The sequence below is a fragment of the Boseongicola aestuarii genome (assembly GCF_900184815.1).
In the GTDB taxonomy this organism is placed as follows: domain Bacteria; phylum Pseudomonadota; class Alphaproteobacteria; order Rhodobacterales; family Rhodobacteraceae; genus Boseongicola; species Boseongicola aestuarii.
In genome coordinates, this window is the sequence record NZ_FXXQ01000003.1 from 122648 (window position 1) to 141377 (window position 18730).

14 protein-coding genes are annotated in these 18730 nt (G+C 59.9%); 9 read left to right on the forward strand and 5 right to left on the reverse strand.

Translation table 11 applies throughout. The features are described 5' to 3' along the window. Positions 1–22: 22 nt before the first annotated feature. Positions 23–916 (forward strand): oxygen-dependent coproporphyrinogen oxidase, encoded by an 894-nt coding sequence (gene hemF / locus BOA8489_RS06380; RefSeq protein WP_093973178.1) that lies wholly within the window; start codon positions 23–25, stop codon positions 914–916. Positions 917–929: 13 nt separating this feature from the next. Here the strand turns inward: hemF and BOA8489_RS06385 are convergent, their stop codons facing one another. The 3 genes from BOA8489_RS06385 to BOA8489_RS06395 all read right to left on the reverse strand — a co-directional run bounded on the left by BOA8489_RS06385 (position 930) and on the right by BOA8489_RS06395 (position 4441). Then, a complete protein-coding gene (locus BOA8489_RS06385; RefSeq protein ID WP_141138249.1) occupies positions 930–2141 on the reverse strand; it encodes a hypothetical protein in 1212 nt (403 codons plus the stop codon). A 105-nt stretch (positions 2142–2246) separates the two neighbouring features. Next, positions 2247–2999, reverse strand: a complete 753-nt coding sequence (locus BOA8489_RS06390) for an SDR family NAD(P)-dependent oxidoreductase (protein ID WP_093973180.1) — start codon at positions 2997–2999, stop codon at positions 2247–2249. Beyond that, entirely contained in the window at positions 2996–4441 is a 1446-nt protein-coding gene (locus BOA8489_RS06395; protein ID WP_245813689.1) for a HupE/UreJ family protein, read from the reverse strand. Before BOA8489_RS06395 ends, BOA8489_RS06390 begins: the two co-directional genes overlap by 4 nt. Here BOA8489_RS06395 and BOA8489_RS06400 point away from each other — a divergent pair. Further along, complete coding sequence (locus tag BOA8489_RS06400) at positions 4440–5252, forward strand: DUF4198 domain-containing protein (protein ID WP_093973181.1); 813 nt, start codon at positions 4440–4442, stop codon at positions 5250–5252. The two genes, BOA8489_RS06395 and BOA8489_RS06400, sit on opposite strands and share 2 nt — an antisense overlap. Before the next feature lie 253 nt (positions 5253–5505). Here BOA8489_RS06400 and truA read toward each other — a convergent pair whose 3' ends face one another. Then, entirely contained in the window at positions 5506–6273 is a 768-nt protein-coding gene (truA, locus tag BOA8489_RS06405) for a tRNA pseudouridine(38-40) synthase TruA (RefSeq protein WP_093973182.1), read from the reverse strand. Positions 6274–6377: 104 nt separating this feature from the next. Here truA and BOA8489_RS06410 point away from each other — a divergent pair, with 104 nt between their 5' ends. The 3 genes from BOA8489_RS06410 to BOA8489_RS06420 are packed head-to-tail and all read left to right on the forward strand — an operon-like array spanning position 6378 to position 10425. Continuing rightward, a complete protein-coding gene (locus tag BOA8489_RS06410; protein WP_093973183.1) occupies positions 6378–7790 on the forward strand; it encodes a YcjX family GTP-binding protein in 1413 nt (470 codons plus the stop codon). Further along, the gene (locus BOA8489_RS06415) at positions 7787–8788 is read left to right on the forward strand and encodes a YcjF family protein (protein ID WP_093973184.1); all 1002 of its coding nucleotides are present in this window, start codon (positions 7787–7789) and stop codon (positions 8786–8788) included. Before BOA8489_RS06410 ends, BOA8489_RS06415 begins: the two co-directional genes overlap by 4 nt. An 8-nt stretch (positions 8789–8796) precedes the next feature. Further along, positions 8797–10425, forward strand: coding sequence for an FAD-dependent oxidoreductase (locus BOA8489_RS06420; protein ID WP_093973185.1), 1629 nt, complete (start codon positions 8797–8799; stop codon positions 10423–10425). Between the two features lie 6 nt (positions 10426–10431). On the opposite strand, the gene BOA8489_RS06425 is transcribed toward BOA8489_RS06420, so the two are convergent. Beyond that, a complete protein-coding gene (locus BOA8489_RS06425) occupies positions 10432–11064 on the reverse strand; it encodes an MSMEG_1061 family FMN-dependent PPOX-type flavoprotein (RefSeq protein WP_093973186.1) in 633 nt (210 codons plus the stop codon). A gap of 187 nt (positions 11065–11251) precedes the next feature. On the opposite strand from BOA8489_RS06425, the gene ileS reads away from it, so the two are divergent. The 4 genes from ileS to BOA8489_RS06445 all read left to right on the forward strand — a co-directional run bounded on the left by ileS (position 11252) and on the right by BOA8489_RS06445 (position 18653). Further along, entirely contained in the window at positions 11252–14143 is a 2892-nt protein-coding gene (gene ileS, locus BOA8489_RS06430) for an isoleucine--tRNA ligase (protein WP_093973187.1), read from the forward strand. Positions 14144–14268: 125 nt separating this feature from the next. Beyond that, a complete protein-coding gene (locus BOA8489_RS06435) occupies positions 14269–14721 on the forward strand; it encodes a methylated-DNA--[protein]-cysteine S-methyltransferase (RefSeq protein WP_093973188.1) in 453 nt (150 codons plus the stop codon). A 40-nt stretch (positions 14722–14761) separates the two neighbouring features. After that, positions 14762–16039: a diaminopimelate decarboxylase gene (gene lysA / locus BOA8489_RS06440; protein ID WP_093973345.1), complete on the forward strand. Its 1278-nt coding sequence runs from the start codon at positions 14762–14764 to the stop codon at positions 16037–16039. 28 nt (positions 16040–16067) lie between these two features. Then, positions 16068–18653, forward strand: coding sequence for a TIGR02302 family protein (locus BOA8489_RS06445; RefSeq protein ID WP_093973189.1), 2586 nt, complete (start codon positions 16068–16070; stop codon positions 18651–18653). Positions 18654–18730: the final 77 nt, after the last annotated feature.

The following is an 18730-nucleotide window of genomic DNA, read 5'->3' on the forward strand; positions in this document are numbered from 1 at the left end:
CGAAACTCGTCCGGGAAGTTAAATGACAGATCAATTCGAAGACCAGAAATCACGGGCTTCTGCGTGGTTTCGCGAAGTGCGCGACGGCATTGTCGAGGCGTTTGAAGCGCTGGAAGACACCCAGACAGAGGGGCCTTTTTCGGGTCTTCCTGCCGGGCGTTTTGAGGTCACCAAGACGAAGCGCGCATCGGACGATGGGTCGGATGCGGGTGGCGGTCTGATGAGCGTGATGCGAGGCGGTCGTGTGTTCGAGAAGATCGGCGTTAATGTCTCAAGCGTTTACGGCAAGCTTGGAGAGCGCGCGCAGGCGGCAATGGCGGCGCGCAAGGGCATTCCGGGCATGGCAGATGATCCGCGGTTCTGGGCCAGTGGGATCAGTCTTGTGGCGCATATGCAGAACCCTCATGTGCCATCCATTCACATGAACACCCGCATGTTCTGGACGCCACATGCTTGGTGGTTCGGGGGTGGGTCTGACCTGAACCCTTGCATTGAGTATGACGAGGACACTGCGGATTTCCACGCCGTTCAGAAGGCGCATTGCGATCCGCATGGCGAGGACATTTATCCGCGCCTGAAGGAATGGGCGGATGAGTATTTCTATATTCCGCATCGCGGGCGCGCGCGGGGCGTTGGCGGAATTTTCTATGATGACCGAAACACGGGTGATTGGGAGAAAGATTTCGCTTTCACACAGGATGTGGGCCGCGCGTTCTTGCGGGCTTATCTGCCATTGGTGGAGCGGCGTCGGAATACGCCCTGGAGCGAGGCGGACAAGCACACGCAGCTTGTGCATCGCGGGCTCTATGCGGAATACAATCTGGTCTATGATCGCGGCACCAAGTTCGGTCTGGAAACCGGGCATGACGCGAATGCCGTATTGATGAGCCTGCCGCCATTGGCGAAGTGGGTATAATGCCCGTCCGGGGCTAGTTGCCTGTCGCGATATTCAGCGCACGCTGGATGCTGTTTCTCAGGGCTTCGAGGTCGGCTTCGATGCCACGCACAGTGGACGAGCCTTGATTGTTTGTTCTGCCGCCTTGTCCTTCAATCCAAATCTCGATCACACCGGGATTGGGCGGTGGCCGGAAGTTGGTGAAGTCACGGGCAATGCCGCCAAGGCCCGAAGCAAGAATAGTAGCGGCCTCGGCGTCTTCTGCGTGGAAATAACGGATATTTGTCTGGCTGATCGACACGCTGGCACGGCGGGTCTGATCCACCGGGATGCCGAGTGCGGCGGCGGTTGCGATGGCGTCTTCGGCTTCGGTCTGAGGCACGAAAGCCGGGACGAGGAGAACGACGTTTGTCGCATCGGCAAGGCCGGGATTCACGACTGGTGGGATTTGGGTTTCGATGGCGGCGATTGCCTGACGGACCGGTGGCGTGCTGGTCAACACGAGCGGAGGGACGGGCTGTGGCGGGGATGTTGCGGCGTCCGGGTCGCTGATCACCGGCGGGCTGTCGGGTACTTGGACCGGGAGCCTTGCGAGTCTTGTTTCAAAAACCGGGCTTACAAGAGGCGCGATCGTCAGACCGAGGGTCTCACTGTCAGGAACAATTGGTATGACAGGGTCGGCGTTTTGCGCTGTGAGATCAGCGAACAGGACCGCCTCTGCGATTTCTGCCGCCTCTGCCACGACCGGCGTTTCTGCAGTCACTGGTTGCGCTGCAACGGGAGTTGGGGTCGGAGTGGCTGCGGCATTGGCGGAGTCCTCGGGAGGCGTGCCGCGCGTTCCAAAAACTGCGATGAAGACCGCAATTACCGCGATTGCCGCCATCGCCTGCAAAAGGCCCGTCCAATACCCGCCCGCGGCGCGCTTTTGCTGTGTGCGGTCTTGAGGCTGGGGGAGCGGTGCGGGCGGTTTGATGGGTTTGGGCGCAGCGACAGTTTCGGCCACGGGTTCCAGACGGGGTTCTGGCGTCGTAACGGGGGGCGTTTGGCGTTCGGGCGGTGGTGTGGGTTCGTTGGATGCCTTGAGTTTTGGAACGGTCCGAGGCACCGGCCCGTTGCCCTTGGCGAGAAGCTCGTGGCGACGCCGTCGCGCGTCCTCCATTCGGTCGTAGACAGTCATCGGACGCACCCGTTTCGGGCCATCACCGCCTTGTCTTGTGCCCGAATTCGGGTCTGCACGCTTACTCATGTCACTATCCCACAGCGTTCGCTGCTTTGGCCGCGAACGCGCTATCATGCCCCGATTCGGCCCCTGTTAAAAAGGTCGTAGCGCAGTTTTTCGCCGTTTACGCGGCTATTTGCGCAGGGCGGGCAGGCCGATGCCCGTCGCCTCGAAGCCTCCGTCTGCGGCCAGAACCTGTCCGGTGATGAAACTGGCGCGGTTTGAGCAGAGAAAGACAATGGCTTCGGCGATCTCGCTTTCGGAGCCATAGCGATTGAGCGGGAGAGCATCGTGATAGGCGGCGATGATCTCGGGGCTGTGGACGGCCATAGCGAGTTTCGTGCGCACCGGGCCCGGAGCGACGCAATTGGCCCGCACACCGAATTCACCAAGCTCGACGGCCTGTTGCAGCGTGAGTTGGATCACTGCCGCCTTTGAGGTTCCGTAGGCGATCCGCAGGGTTGAAGCGCGCAGGCCAGAGATGGAGGCGATGTTCACGATCGCGCCTTTGGAGGCTTTGAGCGCGGGCGTGGCGGCTTGGGTCATGAGGAACGGGCCGTCGAGGTTATTGGCCATCACCCGCTTCCAGCGCGCGAAGGTCGTTTCCTCCATCGGACCGAAATCCGCCACCCCGGCGTTGTTCACCAGCGCGTTGATGCCGCCGAGGGTCGCAGTGACCATGTCGGTCATGCGCGCGGCTTCGTCCGGATCGGACACATCGCCGGGGACTGCCAGCACGTTTTCCAAGGGCGCGCTGGCCGTCTTGAGTTCGTCGGTATCGATGTCGTTCATTGCGACTTGCCAGCCCTCGTCGAGGAACAGCTTGGTCGTTGCAAGACCGATACCGCGGGCCGCGCCTGTTATGAATGCGACCGGACGTGTCACGCAGGCACCTTATCAGCGTCAGGGCCTCCCAGCGATTGAAGGCGCAACGCGAGGATCCACACGGCCATCAGGGCGGCTGTCAGCACCCATGCACCCGAAGTGAATGTCGCGATAACGCCGAGGAAGGCGGTGAAGGATGTGATGATCCCGGCGGCATCTCTGAGCGCGTCTAGGCCGGAGGCCACAAGGACCAGTGCGGTCAGGGCTGCAGCGAGTGCCGAGACGACGATGACCGTCCAGAGGGGTGCAAAGCCTCCTTCGGTCAGCATCGCGAAGGGTGCGAAGGCGCCTTCGGGGTCGATGATTCCTGTGCGCTCGAACACCCAGAACGTCGCAATCACGGCGATACCGATGGAAACCGGGCTTGCGATCCGCTGGCGCCACCATGTGTTGCGACCAAACAGGATACCCAGTGTCACAAAAGCGGCAGCGATGACGGCAATCTGGCCGATTTCAACGCCGACATTGAAGCCGATGAGTTTTGGCACGAAATGCGCACCACCAAGGCCGAAGTCACTGAGAACGCTGGCAAAGCCGAGGCCGTGCAGTAGGCCGAAGCCGAAGACGACAAACGGACGCCATGGCGTTAGCCCGCGCGACAGCACGTTTTCGACGCCCACATAGACGATGGAAGCCGCGATCAGGGGTTCGACGATCTCTGGGGATATCTTGATGATCCCGAGCGAGCCGAGCGCAAGCGTGACGGTATGGGCCAGCGTGAACGCCGAGATTTGCCAAAGCAGCGGACCCATCCGAAGCGCGAGGAAAAACAGGCCGAGCACGAACAGAATATGGTCGAGGCCCAGCGGGATGATGTGGTCGAAGCCGACGCCGATGTATTCGACAAAGGCTTGTCCGCCGGTTTGAGTATCACTGCCTGTGCGTGGGATCGGATCGGTGTCGCCGCCGCTTGTCAGGAAAGCGGTGTAGCCGTTTTCGATGCCTTGCTGACGCACCACAAGTGGCCCGTATTCGGCGGCCCAGGACATGACGATGGCGCTGTCACCCTCGGGGAGGGGGGCCGACAAAACCACCTGCGAGTTGCGCGCAAGTTCGACATTGCCAGCTTCGGGGATCGTAAGACCCGTTATTTCAAAGGGAAGATCGACCTCTCCGGCCCTGAGAGAAAGGCCTTGCGATATTGAGGGCCATGCTTCGCGGAAGGCTGTTTCCAGTGCTGCCGAGTCCAGAGAGCGCAGCACGTCGTAGTCTTCTGCGCCTTCGGCGGCGTTGGTGTCTTCGACGCCTTCGAGGTCCAGACCGGCAATGGGGGCCTCAAGCACCCAGTCCAGCACGACTTCGATCTCGGATGGATTTATTGTCAGGTCAGCGATTGTTGGCTGAACCTCGTGCGCGCGCGCAGTTGTGACCACAAGCAGGGTTGACACCAGCGCAAGCAAGATCACCCTGAGAGCTTCAATCTTAGTCTGGAAAAGCATCATGTTTCGTATCCTCGTTCTCGCCGCTTCTTTGACATGTATGTCGTTTGCCGCCAAGGCCCATGAATTCTGGATATCTCCGGACAAACATCAGGTTTCGCCCTCGGATCAGGTCGCGGCCGCCTTGATCGTCGGGCAGGACTTTGAGGGGAACTCTCAGGCCTATTTGCCACGGAGCTTCACTCGGTTTGATTATTCTATCGGCGGTAAGATCGCGCCGGTTGAGGGGCGGCTTGGGGATCGGCCAGCTTTGAAGATGGATGCGCCCGGCGAGGGATTGATGGTGATCACCCACGAAACCGCGGGGCTGTTGCTGACGTGGGACGAATTTGCGCGGTTCGAGGCCTTTGTCGAACACAAGGATGCGTTATGGACGTTGGAGGCCCACAAGGCACGCGGGCTTTCGGAAGAGAACGTTCGGGAGGTTTACACGCGGTACGCCAAGTCCCTGATCGGGATCGGATCGGCGGCGGGGTCGGACTTTGAAGCAGGTCTGGAGACCGAGATTGTCGCGCTGGAGAACCCCTATACCGATAATATGAGTGACGGTATCGATGTGCGCCTGTTGTATCAGGGCGCACCGCGGCGCGACGAGCAGGTCGAGGTTTACGAGAGAACTGCTGGGGGCGATGTGTCGGTGTTTACCGTGCGCACTGATGGCGATGGTGTTGCGACGGTGCCGGTAAAAGCGGGTGCGCGGTATATGCTGGACGCGGTGGTCTTGCGCGAACCGTCGGCTGCCTTGGCAAATCAGCGCAACGTGGCTTGGGAAAGCCTCTGGGCGAACCTGACGTTTGGCGTGCCCGCCAATTAATAGCTAGGTGCCGGGCCGTTGCTTGGGATGGTTGCGAGGATGATTTCGCGCAGAACAAGGATGGTCAGGCCGCTGAGGGCGATGGCTTCGTTCGAGAAGGTAAGCAGGTCACTCATAATTCGTCTCCGGTATGTCTTTGATTAACTTATCCTTTAGATTCGGGGCGGATTCAGGACTCGATAGGGGTCATTTCGCGGGCGACTTGGGCTGAGAATGAGCCTCAAATTGGGCGCTGTCGCGGGAATGGGGGTAGTCAGGCGAAAACGTCTGGATTGTACACGACACGCGACAAGTAGAGACCGTCGGGCGGGGCAACAGGTCCGCAGGCCGCGCGATCTTTCGCGTCCAGCGCGGCTTTGACGTCTTCGGGTTGCCAGCCGCCGCTGCCGACACGTTCCAGCGTGCCGACGATTGAGCGGACCTGATTGTGCAGGAAGCTACGGGCGCGCACGGCGATTGCGATTTCGGGGCCGGTTGGTGTCGGGTTTTCGGTGATTGTGATTTCGTCCAGCGTTTTGAGCGGGCTTTTCGACTGACACATGGTCGAGCGGAAGGTCGTGAAGTCATGGGTGCCGATGAGATGGACAGCTCCGGCGCGCATGGCGGCGGTATCCAGTGGTTTCTGGACGCGCCAAGCCAGTCCCGCGTCGTGCACCAAGGGCGCGCGGCGGTTGATGAGGCGGTAGATGTAATTGCGCTCGACGGCCGAGAAACGAGCGTGCCAGTCGTCGGCAACCCGCGCGCAGGCCGTGATTGCGATGGGATCGGGTTTGAGGTGGAAGTTCAGCGCTTCGGACAGGCGGAAGGGATCCCAGTCGGTGGCCATGTCGACATGGGCGACCTGCCCATATGCGTGGACGCCTGCGTCGGTGCGGCCAGCGGCTGAGAGCAGGGGGGCGGTCTTGTCGATCTTGGAGAGCGCAGTTTCGATAGCGCCCTGGATCGACGGCTGATCAGGCTGTCGTTGCCAGCCGGAAAAGGGCTGACCGTTGTATTCAATGGTGAATGCGTAGCGTGGCATGGCTGGGGGTTAGCGTTTGGCGCGCTGAAGCGCAATTCTTAAGCCACATCTGGTCTATCTCTGCGCGGGTTCCTATCTTTAGCACGAAGCGGGAAGGAAATTCTTTGATTATCGGCGATATTGCGGACGGGCTGACGCGTGGCGTCGAGACCACGGTAAACACCGTAAGTGAGGCGTTTTTCGAGCCAGTGATCCGTTTGGGGGTCACGGGACTTAGTCGTGCAGGCAAGACGGTGTTTATCACGTCGTTGGTGGCGAACCTCATTGCGCGCGGTCGGATGCCGGCTTTGCGGGCGGCGGCGGATGGGCGGATCAAGACGGCGTGGTTGCAGCCTCAGCCAGATGATACGGTCCCGAGGTTTGATTATGAGGCTCATCTGGCCGCCATGACGGGGGCCACGCCGTTTTGGCCTGAAGGCACCTCCGGGATCAGCGAGTTGCGTTTGTCGCTTCGGGTTCAGCCGAGGGGGCTTTGGGGTGGGATGACCGGGCCGAAGACGATCCATCTGGATATCGTGGATTATCCGGGCGAGTGGCTTTTGGATCTTGGATTGCTGGATAAGGATTACGCGACGTGGTCGCGCGAGACTTTGGCGCGGATTGAGAACCGCGACGAAGCACGCGTTTATCGCGAGGCGCTAGAGACAGCGAATCCCGGTGCGAAGTTGGACGAGGTAGAGGCGAAGTCTCTGGCGGGGGCGTTCACGGCGTATTTGGTGGCGGCGCGGGAATCGGGGTTTTCGGATTGCACGCCGGGGCGGTTCCTGTTGCCGGGTGATCTTAAGGGCTCTCCGGTTTTGACGTTCGCGCCTTTGCCAGAGCAGAATTTCGCGCGCGGAACGATGGGGCGTGAGTTTTCACGGCGCTTCGAGGCGTATAAGCGCGAGGTCGTGAAGCCGTTCTTCAGGGATCATTTCGCGCGCATCGGGCGGCAGGTTGTCCTGGTCGATGTGTTGGGCGCTATTCATTCCGGACCGCGCGCGGTTGAGGATTTACGGCAGGCGATGTCGGATATTCTGGGCGCTTTTCGACCGGGGAAGAATGCGTTTCTCAGTCAGGTCTTCCTGGGTCAGCGGGTCGAGAAGATCCTGTTCGCGGCAACGAAGGCGGATCATTTGCACCACAGCCAGCACGCGCAACTGACCGCAATCACTAACGCTCTTTTGCGCGATGCGCGGTCGCGTGCGGATTTTGCTGGGGCCGAGACCGCTGCGATGTCGATGGCGGCGCTGAGGGCGACAACCGAGGATCGGATTGAGAAGGACGGGCGCGCGCTGGATGTCGTGCGCGGGACGTTGGAATCGTCAGGCAAACGCGCTGCATTTTATCCGGGGCGATTGCCGGATGATCCGTCGCGGTTGCTGAACCCAGCGCGGCAGGGGGCCGAAGCGTGGCTGGATGCAGATTATGAAGTGATGCGATTTGCGCCGCAGCCATTGGAGTTACGCCCAGGTGATGGGCCTCCGCATATTCGGCTCGACCGGGCAGCGGAGTTCTTGATCGGGGATCGGCTATGACCAAACGCGACGGACCTGTCCTCATCGAGTTGGACGACAGCGGGCCAAGCCCGGCGGATGCACCGCCTGTGTCCGAGCCAGAGGGGGCGCCGACAGGACAGGCGATGCAGACAATGGCGGCCTTGACGGCGCGCGGACCGTCGCGACTGGCGCGGTGGTTCTGGCAGTTGTTGTTGGCTGTGGTGCTGTTCTTTGGATCTCTCGCGGCCTGGGATGCTGTGACGGGGCTGGTCGAGCGGAACGTCTATCTTGGTTGGGCCGCGCTTGGGTTGCTGGGCCTGTTTCTTGCGGTCTGCCTGGCAATTCTGGTGCGCGAATTGGCGGCTCTGTCACGTCTGAAGCGGATCGATTTGCTGCATGGCGAGGCTGAAAGGGTAATTGACGCGAACGATCTTGGCGGGGCGCGGGCGGTGACGAAGAAGCTGTCGGCGCTTTATGCGGGGCGTGAGGATATGCGCTGGGGGCGGCAAAGGCTGGCGGAGGGTGAGGCCGATGCGTTTGATGCGGATACCTTGCTTGGCTTGGCGGAAGACACGCTTTTGAAGACTTTGGATGATCGCGCGCGGCGCGAGGTCGAGGCGGCTGCACGGCAGGTGGCGACTGTGACGGCTTTGGTGCCTTTGGCGTTTGCTGATGTGATTGCAGCTTTAACTGCAAACGTGCGGATGATCCGTCGGATTGCCGAGATTTATGGCGGACGGTCCGGGACTATGGGGGCATGGCGGCTGACGCGGGCAGTTATTACGCATCTAGTCGCGACCGGGGCTGTCGCGGCTGGCGATGATCTTTTGGGGTCGATCGGGGGCGGGCATCTGGTTGGAAAACTGTCGCGCCGCTTTGGCGAAGGGTTGGTGAATGGCGCTTTGACGGCACGGGTTGGCGTGGCGGCGATGGAGGTTTGTCGCCCGCTGCCATTTCGCGCTGCGCCCCGGCCGCGTGTGACGCAACTGGTGCAGCGTGCGCTGACTGGATTGTTTGATAAAGATTCAAACAGGTAAGTGTTTTCATGGAAACACTGGCCGAAGACATTCGCACGATGGTGCGTCGACCTCTTGCCGATGACCATGTGCGGGCGATCCGGCGCATTGCGGAGGAGATAGAGTTTGCGTCAGGCGAGATGATCGCCGAGGTTGGCGACCCGATGGACCGGTTTGTCTACGTACTGGAGGGCGAGATTGAAGTCGTCGATCCGTGGACGGGCGAGCGATATTTGCAGGCGGTTTTGGGTCCAACGCAGTTCATGGGCGAGATCGCGTTTCTGAATGGCGGATCATATTCGCTGCCGATGCGGGCTGCCAAGGTGACCCGTGTTCTGTCGGCGCCGCGTCCTGAGATGCTGACACTGATGTCGCGGATCCACGAGTTGAGCGATTACATTATAACTGTATTTGCTGCCCGTCGGCGTCGCCAGATCGAAGAACAGGACAGTTCGCTGAAACTGATTGGGGCGGATGTTGACCGCAATATCCGCGAGATCGCGAGTTTCGCCGCGCGCAACCGCATTCCATTTCAGTCCATTAATTTGGGATCCGGGGAAGCCGAGGCCTTGGTCGAGGCCTGCAATATGGCCGAACATGGTCCGGCGGTGATCTTCGGGCGCGACCGGGTGATCGAGAACCCAACGGCTGCGAATGTCGCACGTGCTTTGGGGCTGGGGCTGGAGTTGGGCGAGGACGATGTTTTCGACGTGTTGATTGTCGGCGGTGGGCCTGCGGGAGTGGCGGCCGGAGTTTACGCGGGCGCCGAGGGGCTTTCGGCTTTGGTCGTTGAGGACATGGCGATCGGTGGTCAGGCGGGCACGTCCAGTCGGATTGAAAATTACATGGGGTTTCCGACGGGTATTTCGGGCGCGGATCTGTGCTGGCGCGGCGAAATTCAGGCGATGAAGTTCGGCACGCGTTTTGCGGTGCCGCGGCGGGCCGTGTCGGTGGACAAACTTGAGAACGGGACGTTCTGTGTCACGCTGGATGATGGCATGGAGGTCTGCGCGCGCTCGATCATCGTCGCGACCGGGGTGCAGTATCGTCAGTTGCCGATCGAGCGTCTGAGCGAGTTTGAGGGCGGCGGGATTTATTATGCCGCGACGGACGTTGAGGCGCGGTATTGCCGGAATACGGATGCGGTTGTGATTGGGGGAGGGAACTCCGCCGGGCAGGCGGCGATGTTCCTTAGCCGAACGGCACGGCATGTGCATGTCTTGGTGCGCGGTGCGTCTTTGGCCGCGTCGATGTCGGATTATCTTTTGTCGCGGCTTGAGAACGATCCTCGGGTGACGATCCATTACAACACGGAAATGACCTGTCTTGACGGAGGAGATGGGCTTGAGAGCGCGACGATCCGCGACAAGAAGAACGGTGAGGACTGGCAAATCGCGACGCGGGCGGTGTTTGTGATGGTCGGAGCTGCTCCGAATACGGCATGGCTGAGTGATCTTGTCGATCTGGATGACAAGGGGTTTGTGAAGACCGGCGGGGATGCGCAGTCGGGTTCGGTTTATGCCACTTCGCATCCGGGTATCTTTGCCGTAGGCGACGTGCGGGCCGGGTCAGTGAAACGCGTGGCCAGTGCGGTCGGGGAAGGCTCGGTCGTGATGAGCCGGGTTTGGGAGAATCTGGATCAGAACGGCGGCACCTAGCCGGCCTCAATGGTCGTAGAGCCGGTTTTCCTCGTTTTTGGCGAAGCGATCTTCCAGTTCTTCGACAGGACCCGACAGGTGCGCCTGATCGGTCACCGCTTCAGCATAGGTTGCCATTCCTTCGACGGAAACGGCCTGTTCGGGCTGCCAGAGGCCTGATCGGATGATGGCTTTGCCACAATGATAAAAGGCCTCTTCGACGTCGACGAGAACGGCCAGATGGGGCACTCGATCCTTGATGGCCATGGCATTGCGGATGTCTTCGTCGCGCACGATACGGGCTGTGCCGTTGACGCGGACGACTTCTTTTCGGTTCGAGACGAAAAAGACCAGTCCGATGCGTCCGGTTTCTAGGATGTTCGTGAAGCTGTCGTAGCGATAGTTGCCGGGGCGGTCGGGGATGGCGAGTGTCTTCTGGTCGAGGATTTTGACGAAACCGGCGGGGTCTCCGCGCGGAGAGACATCGACTTTGCCGTTCGCGTCATAGGTTGCCATCACGAGGAACGGAGAGCGTTCAATCCACGTGCGACAATGGACGTCGATGTGGTCGATGATCTTGTGCGTTTGCGAGATATGGGGGTCGCGATGGAGGCTGCGGAAGTCGTCTTCCGTGGTGAGCACATCCCTAGCAGGGTACATGGCGGGCGTTCCTGTCTTTACCTTAGAGAGTGGCAACACTATAGCACAGTCCCATGATGTTGCAGCTTGCGATTATTATTCGAATTACAGGCCCGGCGCTCTGAACCATGAGTGACCGGGACTTTGGCGTTGAGTTACTCCGCCGCCCCACCCTGACAGCTTCGATATTCCAAAGGACACGGAACCCATGTGTGCCGACACGCCTGACTACAAAGAGACACTGAACCTCCCCGAGACCGATTTCCCGATGCGGGCCGGATTGCCGAACCGCGAACCTGCATGGCTGGAACGGTGGGCCGAGATGGGGATTTATGATCGCCTTCGCGAGAAAACGGGACGAGAGCCGTTTACGCTGCATGATGGCCCTCCTTATGCGAACGGGCATCTGCACATCGGGCATGCTTTGAACAAGATCCTGAAGGATATGGTTGTCCGCTCGCAGCAGATGATGGGTAAGGACGCGCGGTATATCCCCGGATGGGACTGTCATGGCTTGCCGATCGAATGGAAGATCGAGGAGAAATACCGCAAGAAGGGGCGCGACAAGGACGCGGTGGACGTTGTCGAGTTCCGGAAGGAGTGTCGCGAGTTTGCGGAAGGTTGGATCGATATCCAGCGTGAGGAGTTCAAGCGTCTGGGCGTCACCGGCAATTGGGACGAGCCTTACCTGACGATGGATTTCCACGCCGAGCGGGTGATTGCGGAGGAATTCCAGAAATTCCTGATGAATGGCACACTTTATCAGGGCTCCAAGCCTGTGATGTGGTCGCCGATTGAGCAGACGGCCTTGGCCGAGGCGGAGGTCGAGTATCACGACAAGGAAAGCTTCACGATCTGGGTGAAGTTCCGGGTGAACGAGACCAAGGACGAACGGTTGGACGACGCCTATGTGGTGATCTGGACCACGACGCCCTGGACGATCCCGTCGAACAAGGCGGTCGTTTATGGAGCGGATTTTGACTATGGGCTTTATGAGGTCACCGGCACGCCAGAAGAGTGCTGGGCGCAGGTCGGTGATCGTTACATCCTGGCCGACAAGCTGGCCGGTGATGTGCTGTCGCGCGCGCGTCTGGACGAGACGATGTATCGCCGGTTGGGAGATGTTGATCCGTCTGCGATCAATGGCTTGAAGCACCCGTTGCACGGCGTTGATGGTGCAAATGGCGAGTGGGATGATATCCGTGATTTCCGCGCGGCTGACTTTGTGACGGATGAGGAAGGCACCGGTTTCGTGCACTGCGCGCCGTCGCACGGCATGGAGGAATACGAGCTTTACCGGGATCTTGGGATGCTGGCTCAGGTGATCACGTATAACGTTCTGGACGATGGCTCGTTCCGGACAGATCTGCCGTTCTTTGGGGGCAAGTATATCCTGTCGCGTAAGGGTGGTGAGGGCGATGCCAACAAGACGATCATCGACAAGCTGGCCGAGGTTGGCGGGTTGCTGACGCGTGGCAAGATCAAGCACAGCTATCCACATTCGTGGCGCTCGAAGGCGCCGGTGATCTATCGCAACACGCCGCAGTGGTTCGCTGCGATCGACAAACCTGTGGGCGATGGGCAGGATCAGTTCGGAAAGACGATCCGCGAACGCGCACTGACCGAGATCGACAATGTGAAGTGGACGCCTCAGACCGGGCGGAACAGGCTTTATTCGATGATGGATGCCCGGCCCGACTGGGTGTTGTCGCGCCAGCGTGCCTGGGGTGTGCCTTTGACGTGCTTCGTTAAAAAAGGTGCGATGCCGACGGATGAGGATTTTCTGTTGCGCAATAAGGCGGTGAACGCGCGCATTTTGGAGGCGTTCGAAGCTGAAGGCGCGGATGCCTGGTACAAACCGGGCGCGAAAGAACGGTTCCTCGGCAATGACGTAGCTGCGGGTGAGTACGAACAGGTGTTCGATATTCTGGATGTCTGGTTTGATTCCGGTTCGACCCATGCGTTTGTTCTGCGGGACCGCGAAGACGGTTCGGAAGACGGGATTGCCGATCTTTATCTTGAGGGCACCGACCAGCATCGCGGGTGGTTCCATTCGTCTTTGTTGCAGTCCTGTGGAACGAACGGACGCGCGCCCTATCGGGGTGTTTTAACCCACGGTTTCACGCTGGATGAGAAGGGCATCAAGATGTCCAAGTCTCTGGGCAATACCATCGTCCCGGACGAGGTGGTCAAGCAGTATGGCGCGGATATTCTGCGGCTTTGGGTGTCTCAGACGGACTACACGGCCGACCAGCGGATCGGGCCGGAGATCCTGAAGGGTGTGGCGGACAGTTATCGTCGTTTGCGCAATACGTTCCGGTTCTTGCTGGGCAACCTTTGTGAAGCGGCTGTTGAGGTTGCACCGGCGGATATGCCGGAGCTAGAGCGGTGGGTCTTGCATCGTTTGGCGGAGTTGGATGCGCGGGTGCGGTCGGGCTATGCGGCCTATGATTTTCAGGGCGTGTTCCGGGCTGTGTTCGATTTCGCCACGACGGATCTTTCGGCGTTCTACTTCGATATCCGCAAAGATGTGCTTTATTGTGATGGCGACACGCCGGAACGAAGAGCTGCTTTGGCGGTGCTTGAGTTGGTTCTTGCGCGTTTGAACACGTGGCTGGCGCCGATCCTGACTTTCACGATGGAAGAGGTCTGGCTTGAGCGCAAGGGCGGCGAGGGTTCGGTACATTTGCAGGATATTCCTCAAACGCCGTCCGACTGGCTGGATGCGGAGTTGGCGGCAAAGTGGGCTGCGATCCGACGGGCGCGGCGTGTTGTGACGGCTGCTTTGGAAGTTCAGCGACGCGACAAGGTGATCGGGGCATCTTTGGAGGCGGCTCCGGTTGTACATGTTGAAGATGCGGATGTTCTGGCGGCTTTGAAGACCGTGACGTTTGACGATATCTGCATCACCTCTGCGATTTCGCTGACCAGCGATCCCGCACCTTCGGAAGCTTTCCGCTTGCCGGAAGTGGAAGGTATCGGTGTGGTGTTCGAGATGGCGGATGGTGAGAAATGTCAGCGCTGCTGGAAGATCTTGCCGGATGTGGGAACGCATTCCCATGCGGGAACCTGTGGGCGGTGTAACGCAGCACTTGGATGATGTCGCCACGCTGGCGCGTGTCGACCGGCTGGGGGACGTTGTCCCCCAGACCCCCTAGGATATTTGGCCAAAAAGAAACGCAAGGTTCGGGTTGCTGATGGCTGTGCTGTTGGTGAGAATGAGGCATGCCGCGTTTGACCGCAGATAGCCCTTTAGGACCGATTACGCTTGTTGAAGTGGGCGGGGCGATTGTTGCTTTGGACTGGGGCGGTTGGGGTGCGGATGAAACGCCTGTTCTGGTTGAGGCGCATCGGCAGTTGGCCGCATATTTTGCGCGTGATTTGAGGGTGTTCGATTTGCCGTTGAGGCCGAAGGTCTCTGAGCGGCAGCGGGCGTTTCTGGATGCTTTGATTGCGATTCCGTTTGGAGAAACCATGACCTATGGCGAGATTGCGAAAGTGACGGAGATGTCGGCGCAAGGAGCGGGGCAGGCTTGTGGGGCCAATCCGATTGCAATCATCATTCCATGTCATCGGGTGACCGGCACTGGACATCTGGGCGGGTTTTCGGCGAAGGGCGGTGTGGAGACAAAAGTTGCGTTGTTGCGCCATGAGGGGGCGGCGGGCTTGTTGATCTGAGAGCCTTGCGCGGGGGTCCAACTCTGCTATGTCGCGCTTTATGGACCATTTTCTATACAAAGACGGCGTGTTGCACGCCGAAGACGTGGCGATCCCCGAGATTGCGGATGTCGTTGGCACGCCTTTTTACGTGTATTCAACGGCGACTTTGACCCGGCATTATCGGTTGTTCGATGAGGCACTGGATGGATTGGACCATCTGGTTTGCTATGCGATGAAGGCCAATTCCAATCAGGCCGTATTGAAGCTGATGGCGTCGCTTGGGGCTGGTGTTGATGTGGTTTCGGGTGGTGAGTATCGCCGGGCGAAAGCGGCAGGGTTCTCGGGCGATAAGATCGTGTTCTCGGGTGTCGGCAAGACCCGCGATGAGATGTGTCTGGCGCTGGAAGGCGGCATTCGGCAGTTCAATGTCGAAAGCGAGCCAGAGATGGTCTTGTTGTCGCGAGCTGCCGAGAGTCTTGGGGTGGTTGCGCCGATTACAGTGCGGGTGAACCCGGATGTGGATGCAAAGACGCATGAGAAGATCGCGACTGGCAAGTCGGAGAACAAGTTCGGCATTCCGATTGCGCGGGCGCGCGAGGTTTATGCTTTGGCTGCAAGTTTGCCTGCGCTTGAGGTCGTCGGAATCGATGTGCACATCGGCAGTCAGTTGACCTCGCTAGAGCCGTACGAGCAGGCCTATCTGAAGGTTGCCGAATTGACCGAGGCGCTGCGTGCGGACGGCCATCAGATCAAGCGGCTCGATCTTGGAGGCGGACTTGGTATTCCTTATGAGCGTTCAAACACGGCGCCGCCATTGCCGATTGAGTATGGGGCGCTGGTGAAGCGGACTTTGGGACATCTGGATTGCGAAATCGAGATCGAGCCGGGGCGGCTGATTGCGGGGAACGCCGGTATTCTTGTCAGCGAGGTCATTTATGTGAAGTCGGGCGAGGGGCGCGACTTTCTGATCCTCGATGCGGCGATGAACGATCTGATTCGACCCGCGATGTATGGCGCGTATCACGATATTCTGCCGGTGATTGAGGCGGATGCGGGGGCGGACATGCAACCCTTTGATATCGTGGGGCCTGTGTGCGAATCCGGTGATACCTTCACGAAGAATCGCCTTATGCCACCTGTCGCTCCGGGAGCGCTTGTGGTGTTTCGCTCGGCGGGGGCGTATGGCGCAGTCATGGCTTCGGAATACAATACGCGGCCTCTGGTTCCAGAAGTGCTGGTGCATGAGCATCAATTTGCCGTCATTCGGGGGCGTCCGACCTTTGACGAAATCATAAATCGAGATACCATTCCTGAATGGCTTGAGGGCTCGGCATAACCCGGACCCGGTCCTACATGTTGGATGTATGACAGAACCTGCTCAACTTCCCCCGGAGGCGGCTGCGCGATTGGCGTGGCCGTTGCGTCTGACACTCGTCGGCCTTGTGGCGGAACGGGGTGTGCGGGCGTTTTGGCCGCTTTGGTCCGTGCTGATCGCGGTATTGGCCGCGTTGATGCTGGGCTTGCAGGATATACTGATGCTGGAAGTCGTTTGGGGCGTTGGCGTCTTGTCCGTGCTGGCGGCGTTGTGGACGGCTGTGCGGGGCATTCAGGCCTTTCGCTGGCCGACGCAAGGGCAAGCCCTTGAGCGGTTGGACCGGACGTTGCCGGGCCGGCCTATTGCAGCGATTAGCGATGCGCAGGCGATCGGGGCGGGCGACCCGGCCTCTGAGGCGGTCTGGCGGGCGCATGTTGCACGCATGGCAGAGCGGGCGCGGGAGGCGAAAGCCGCCAGGCCTGACCTTAAGCTGGCAACACGAGATCCTTACGCATTGCGATACGTGGCTTTGTTGGGTCTTACCGTAGCTTTGCTGTTCGGATCGTTCCTGCGCGTGGCGTCGGTGTCCGAGATGGCCCCCGGCAATCAGGTCGTGGCCTCCGGGCCGTCATGGGAAGGATGGGTCGAGCCGCCGCTTTATACTGGCTTGCCGAGCCTCTATCTGAACGACATTTCTCGCAGTGGGTTTGAAGTGCCGGAAGGCAGCCGTGTGACCATCCGCTTTTATGGCGAGATTGGTGAGCTTTCGCTGAACGAGACAGTTTCGGCGCGCACCGAGGATATTCCGCCTGCGACCGACCCCGTGCAGGCCTTTGATGTGTTGCAAAGCGGAACGATCGAGATCGCCGGTCCGGGTGGGCAAAGCTGGAATTTGACCGCCATTGAAGATGAGAACCCGTCCGTAGAATTTGATGGACCGATCACGCAGGGCGAAGGCGGCTGGATGGAAGCGCCGTTTGTGGCTTCAGATGATTATGGTGTTGCCGCTGGCACGATGACAGTGACGTTGGATCTGGGCGAGGTTGAGCGGCGGTATGGATTGGTAATCGATCCGGAGCCGCGTGATCCGATCGAGCTTGATATTCCGATCACGATAACCGGGGACCGCACGCAGTTTGCGGAAACGGTTGTCGATGATTTCAGCGAGCACCCTTGGGCAAACCTACCGGTGTCTGCGTCGTTGTCGGTGCAGGACGCGGCGGAGCATGAGGGCATGTCCGCGCCTCAGTTTGCAACGCTGCCGGGGCGGCGGTTCTTTGATCCCTTGGCGAAGGCAATTATTGAGCAGCGGCGGGATCTGCTGTGGAACCGGGCGAATGCGCCTCGGGTTGCGCAGGTCTTGCGGGCGGTTTCGTTCCAGCCTGAGGGGATATTTCGGTCCGAGACTGTTTATCTGAAATTGCGTTTCGCCGTACGGCGGTTGGAGACGCGAGTATCGCTTGGGCGATTGACGGATGAAGTCGTTGACGAGACGGCAGCGGCGCTGTGGGGGCTGGCTCTGGAGATTGAAGAGGGCGATCTAGGCGACGCATTGGAGCGTTTGCGCCGGGCGCAGGACCGTTTGGCTGAAGCGATCGAGAACGGTGCGACGGATGAGGAAATCGCCGAGCTGATGCAGGAACTGCGTGAGGCGATGCAGGACTATATGAACCAGCTTGCGCAGCAAGGACAGGGCGAACAGCAGGAAATGGCCGAAGGCCAGGAAATGCAGGAGATGACCGGCGATCAGCTTCAGGACATGCTGGATCGCCTGCAGGAGTTGATGGAGCAGGGGCGGATGGCCGAAGCTCAGCAGCTTTTGGATCAGTTGCGTCAGATGATGGAGAACATGCAGGTCGCTCAAGGTCAGCAGGGCGGGCAGCAAAGCCCCGGTGAGCAGGCGATGGAAGGTCTGGCCGAAACCTTGCGCGAGCAGCAGGGTCTGTCGGACGAGGCGTTCCGAGATCTTCAGGAGCAGTACAATCCGAACGCTCAGGCCGGGCAATCGAGTGAAAACGAAGGCGAGGGCGGCGACGGCGAAGGTCGTGGTGCCGAGCATGACCAGCCGGGCAGTCAGGGCGAAGGCGGACAGCAAGGACGCCGAGGCGAGCCGGGGTCCGAGCAGCCGGGTGGCGGAGAAGGCAGTCTGGCAGATCGCCAGCAGGCTTTGCGCAATGAATTGAACCGTCAGCAGCAAAACCTGCCGGGAGCCGGAACGCCTGAGGGTGATGCCGCGCGCGAATCGCTTGGACGGGCGGGCGAAGCGATGGATGACGCCGAGGAGGCGCTGCGGCAGGAAGACTTTGCCGAGGCGCTGGACAGCCAGTCGCAGGCGATGGAAGCCTTGCGCGAAGGAATGCGGGAGTTGGCCGAGCAAATGGCCGAGCAACAGCAACAGCAGGGCGGTCAGCAGGGTCAGCAGTTGGGGCAGAACGACCCGAACGGCAGTCGTGATCCGCTGGGTCGCGAGGCCGGGGAGAACGGCCGGATCGGCACGGATGAACAGCTTTTGCAGGGCGATGACGTTTACAGGCGCGCGCGCGAGCTGCTGGACGAGATCCGCAAGCGCTCGGGTGAACAGAACCGACCGACGGAAGAGCTGGAGTATCTGAAGCGGCTTCTTGAGCGGTTTTGATCGAACCGGCGGCACCTTGCCAACGCCCAAATCTTGATCTTTCGCGTTGCGAAGTCGGGGCGTAGGCTGAAGCCGAG

Bases quoted from the DNA above. Each gene is read 5' to 3' on its own strand.
- hemF (WP_093973178.1), top strand. From the start codon at position 23: ATGACAGATCAATTCGAAGACCAGAAATCACGGGCTTCTGCGTGGTTT.
- BOA8489_RS06385 (WP_141138249.1), bottom strand. From the start codon at position 2,141: ATGAGTAAGCGTGCAGACCCGAATTCGGGCACAAGACAAGGCGGTGAT.
- BOA8489_RS06400 (WP_093973181.1), top strand. From the start codon at position 4,440: ATGTTTCGTATCCTCGTTCTCGCCGCTTCTTTGACATGTATGTCGTTT.
- BOA8489_RS06395 (WP_245813689.1), bottom strand. From the start codon at position 4,441: ATGATGCTTTTCCAGACTAAGATTGAAGCTCTCAGGGTGATCTTGCTT.
- truA (WP_093973182.1), bottom strand. From the start codon at position 6,273: ATGCCACGCTACGCATTCACCATTGAATACAACGGTCAGCCCTTTTCC.
- BOA8489_RS06415 (WP_093973184.1), top strand. From the start codon at position 7,787: ATGACCAAACGCGACGGACCTGTCCTCATCGAGTTGGACGACAGCGGG.
- BOA8489_RS06420 (WP_093973185.1), top strand. From the start codon at position 8,797: ATGGAAACACTGGCCGAAGACATTCGCACGATGGTGCGTCGACCTCTT.
- BOA8489_RS06425 (WP_093973186.1), bottom strand. From the start codon at position 11,064: ATGTACCCTGCTAGGGATGTGCTCACCACGGAAGACGACTTCCGCAGC.
- ileS (WP_093973187.1), top strand. From the start codon at position 11,252: ATGTGTGCCGACACGCCTGACTACAAAGAGACACTGAACCTCCCCGAG.
- BOA8489_RS06435 (WP_093973188.1), top strand. From the start codon at position 14,269: ATGCCGCGTTTGACCGCAGATAGCCCTTTAGGACCGATTACGCTTGTT.
- lysA (WP_093973345.1), top strand. From the start codon at position 14,762: ATGGACCATTTTCTATACAAAGACGGCGTGTTGCACGCCGAAGACGTG.
- BOA8489_RS06445 (WP_093973189.1), top strand. From the start codon at position 16,068: ATGACAGAACCTGCTCAACTTCCCCCGGAGGCGGCTGCGCGATTGGCG.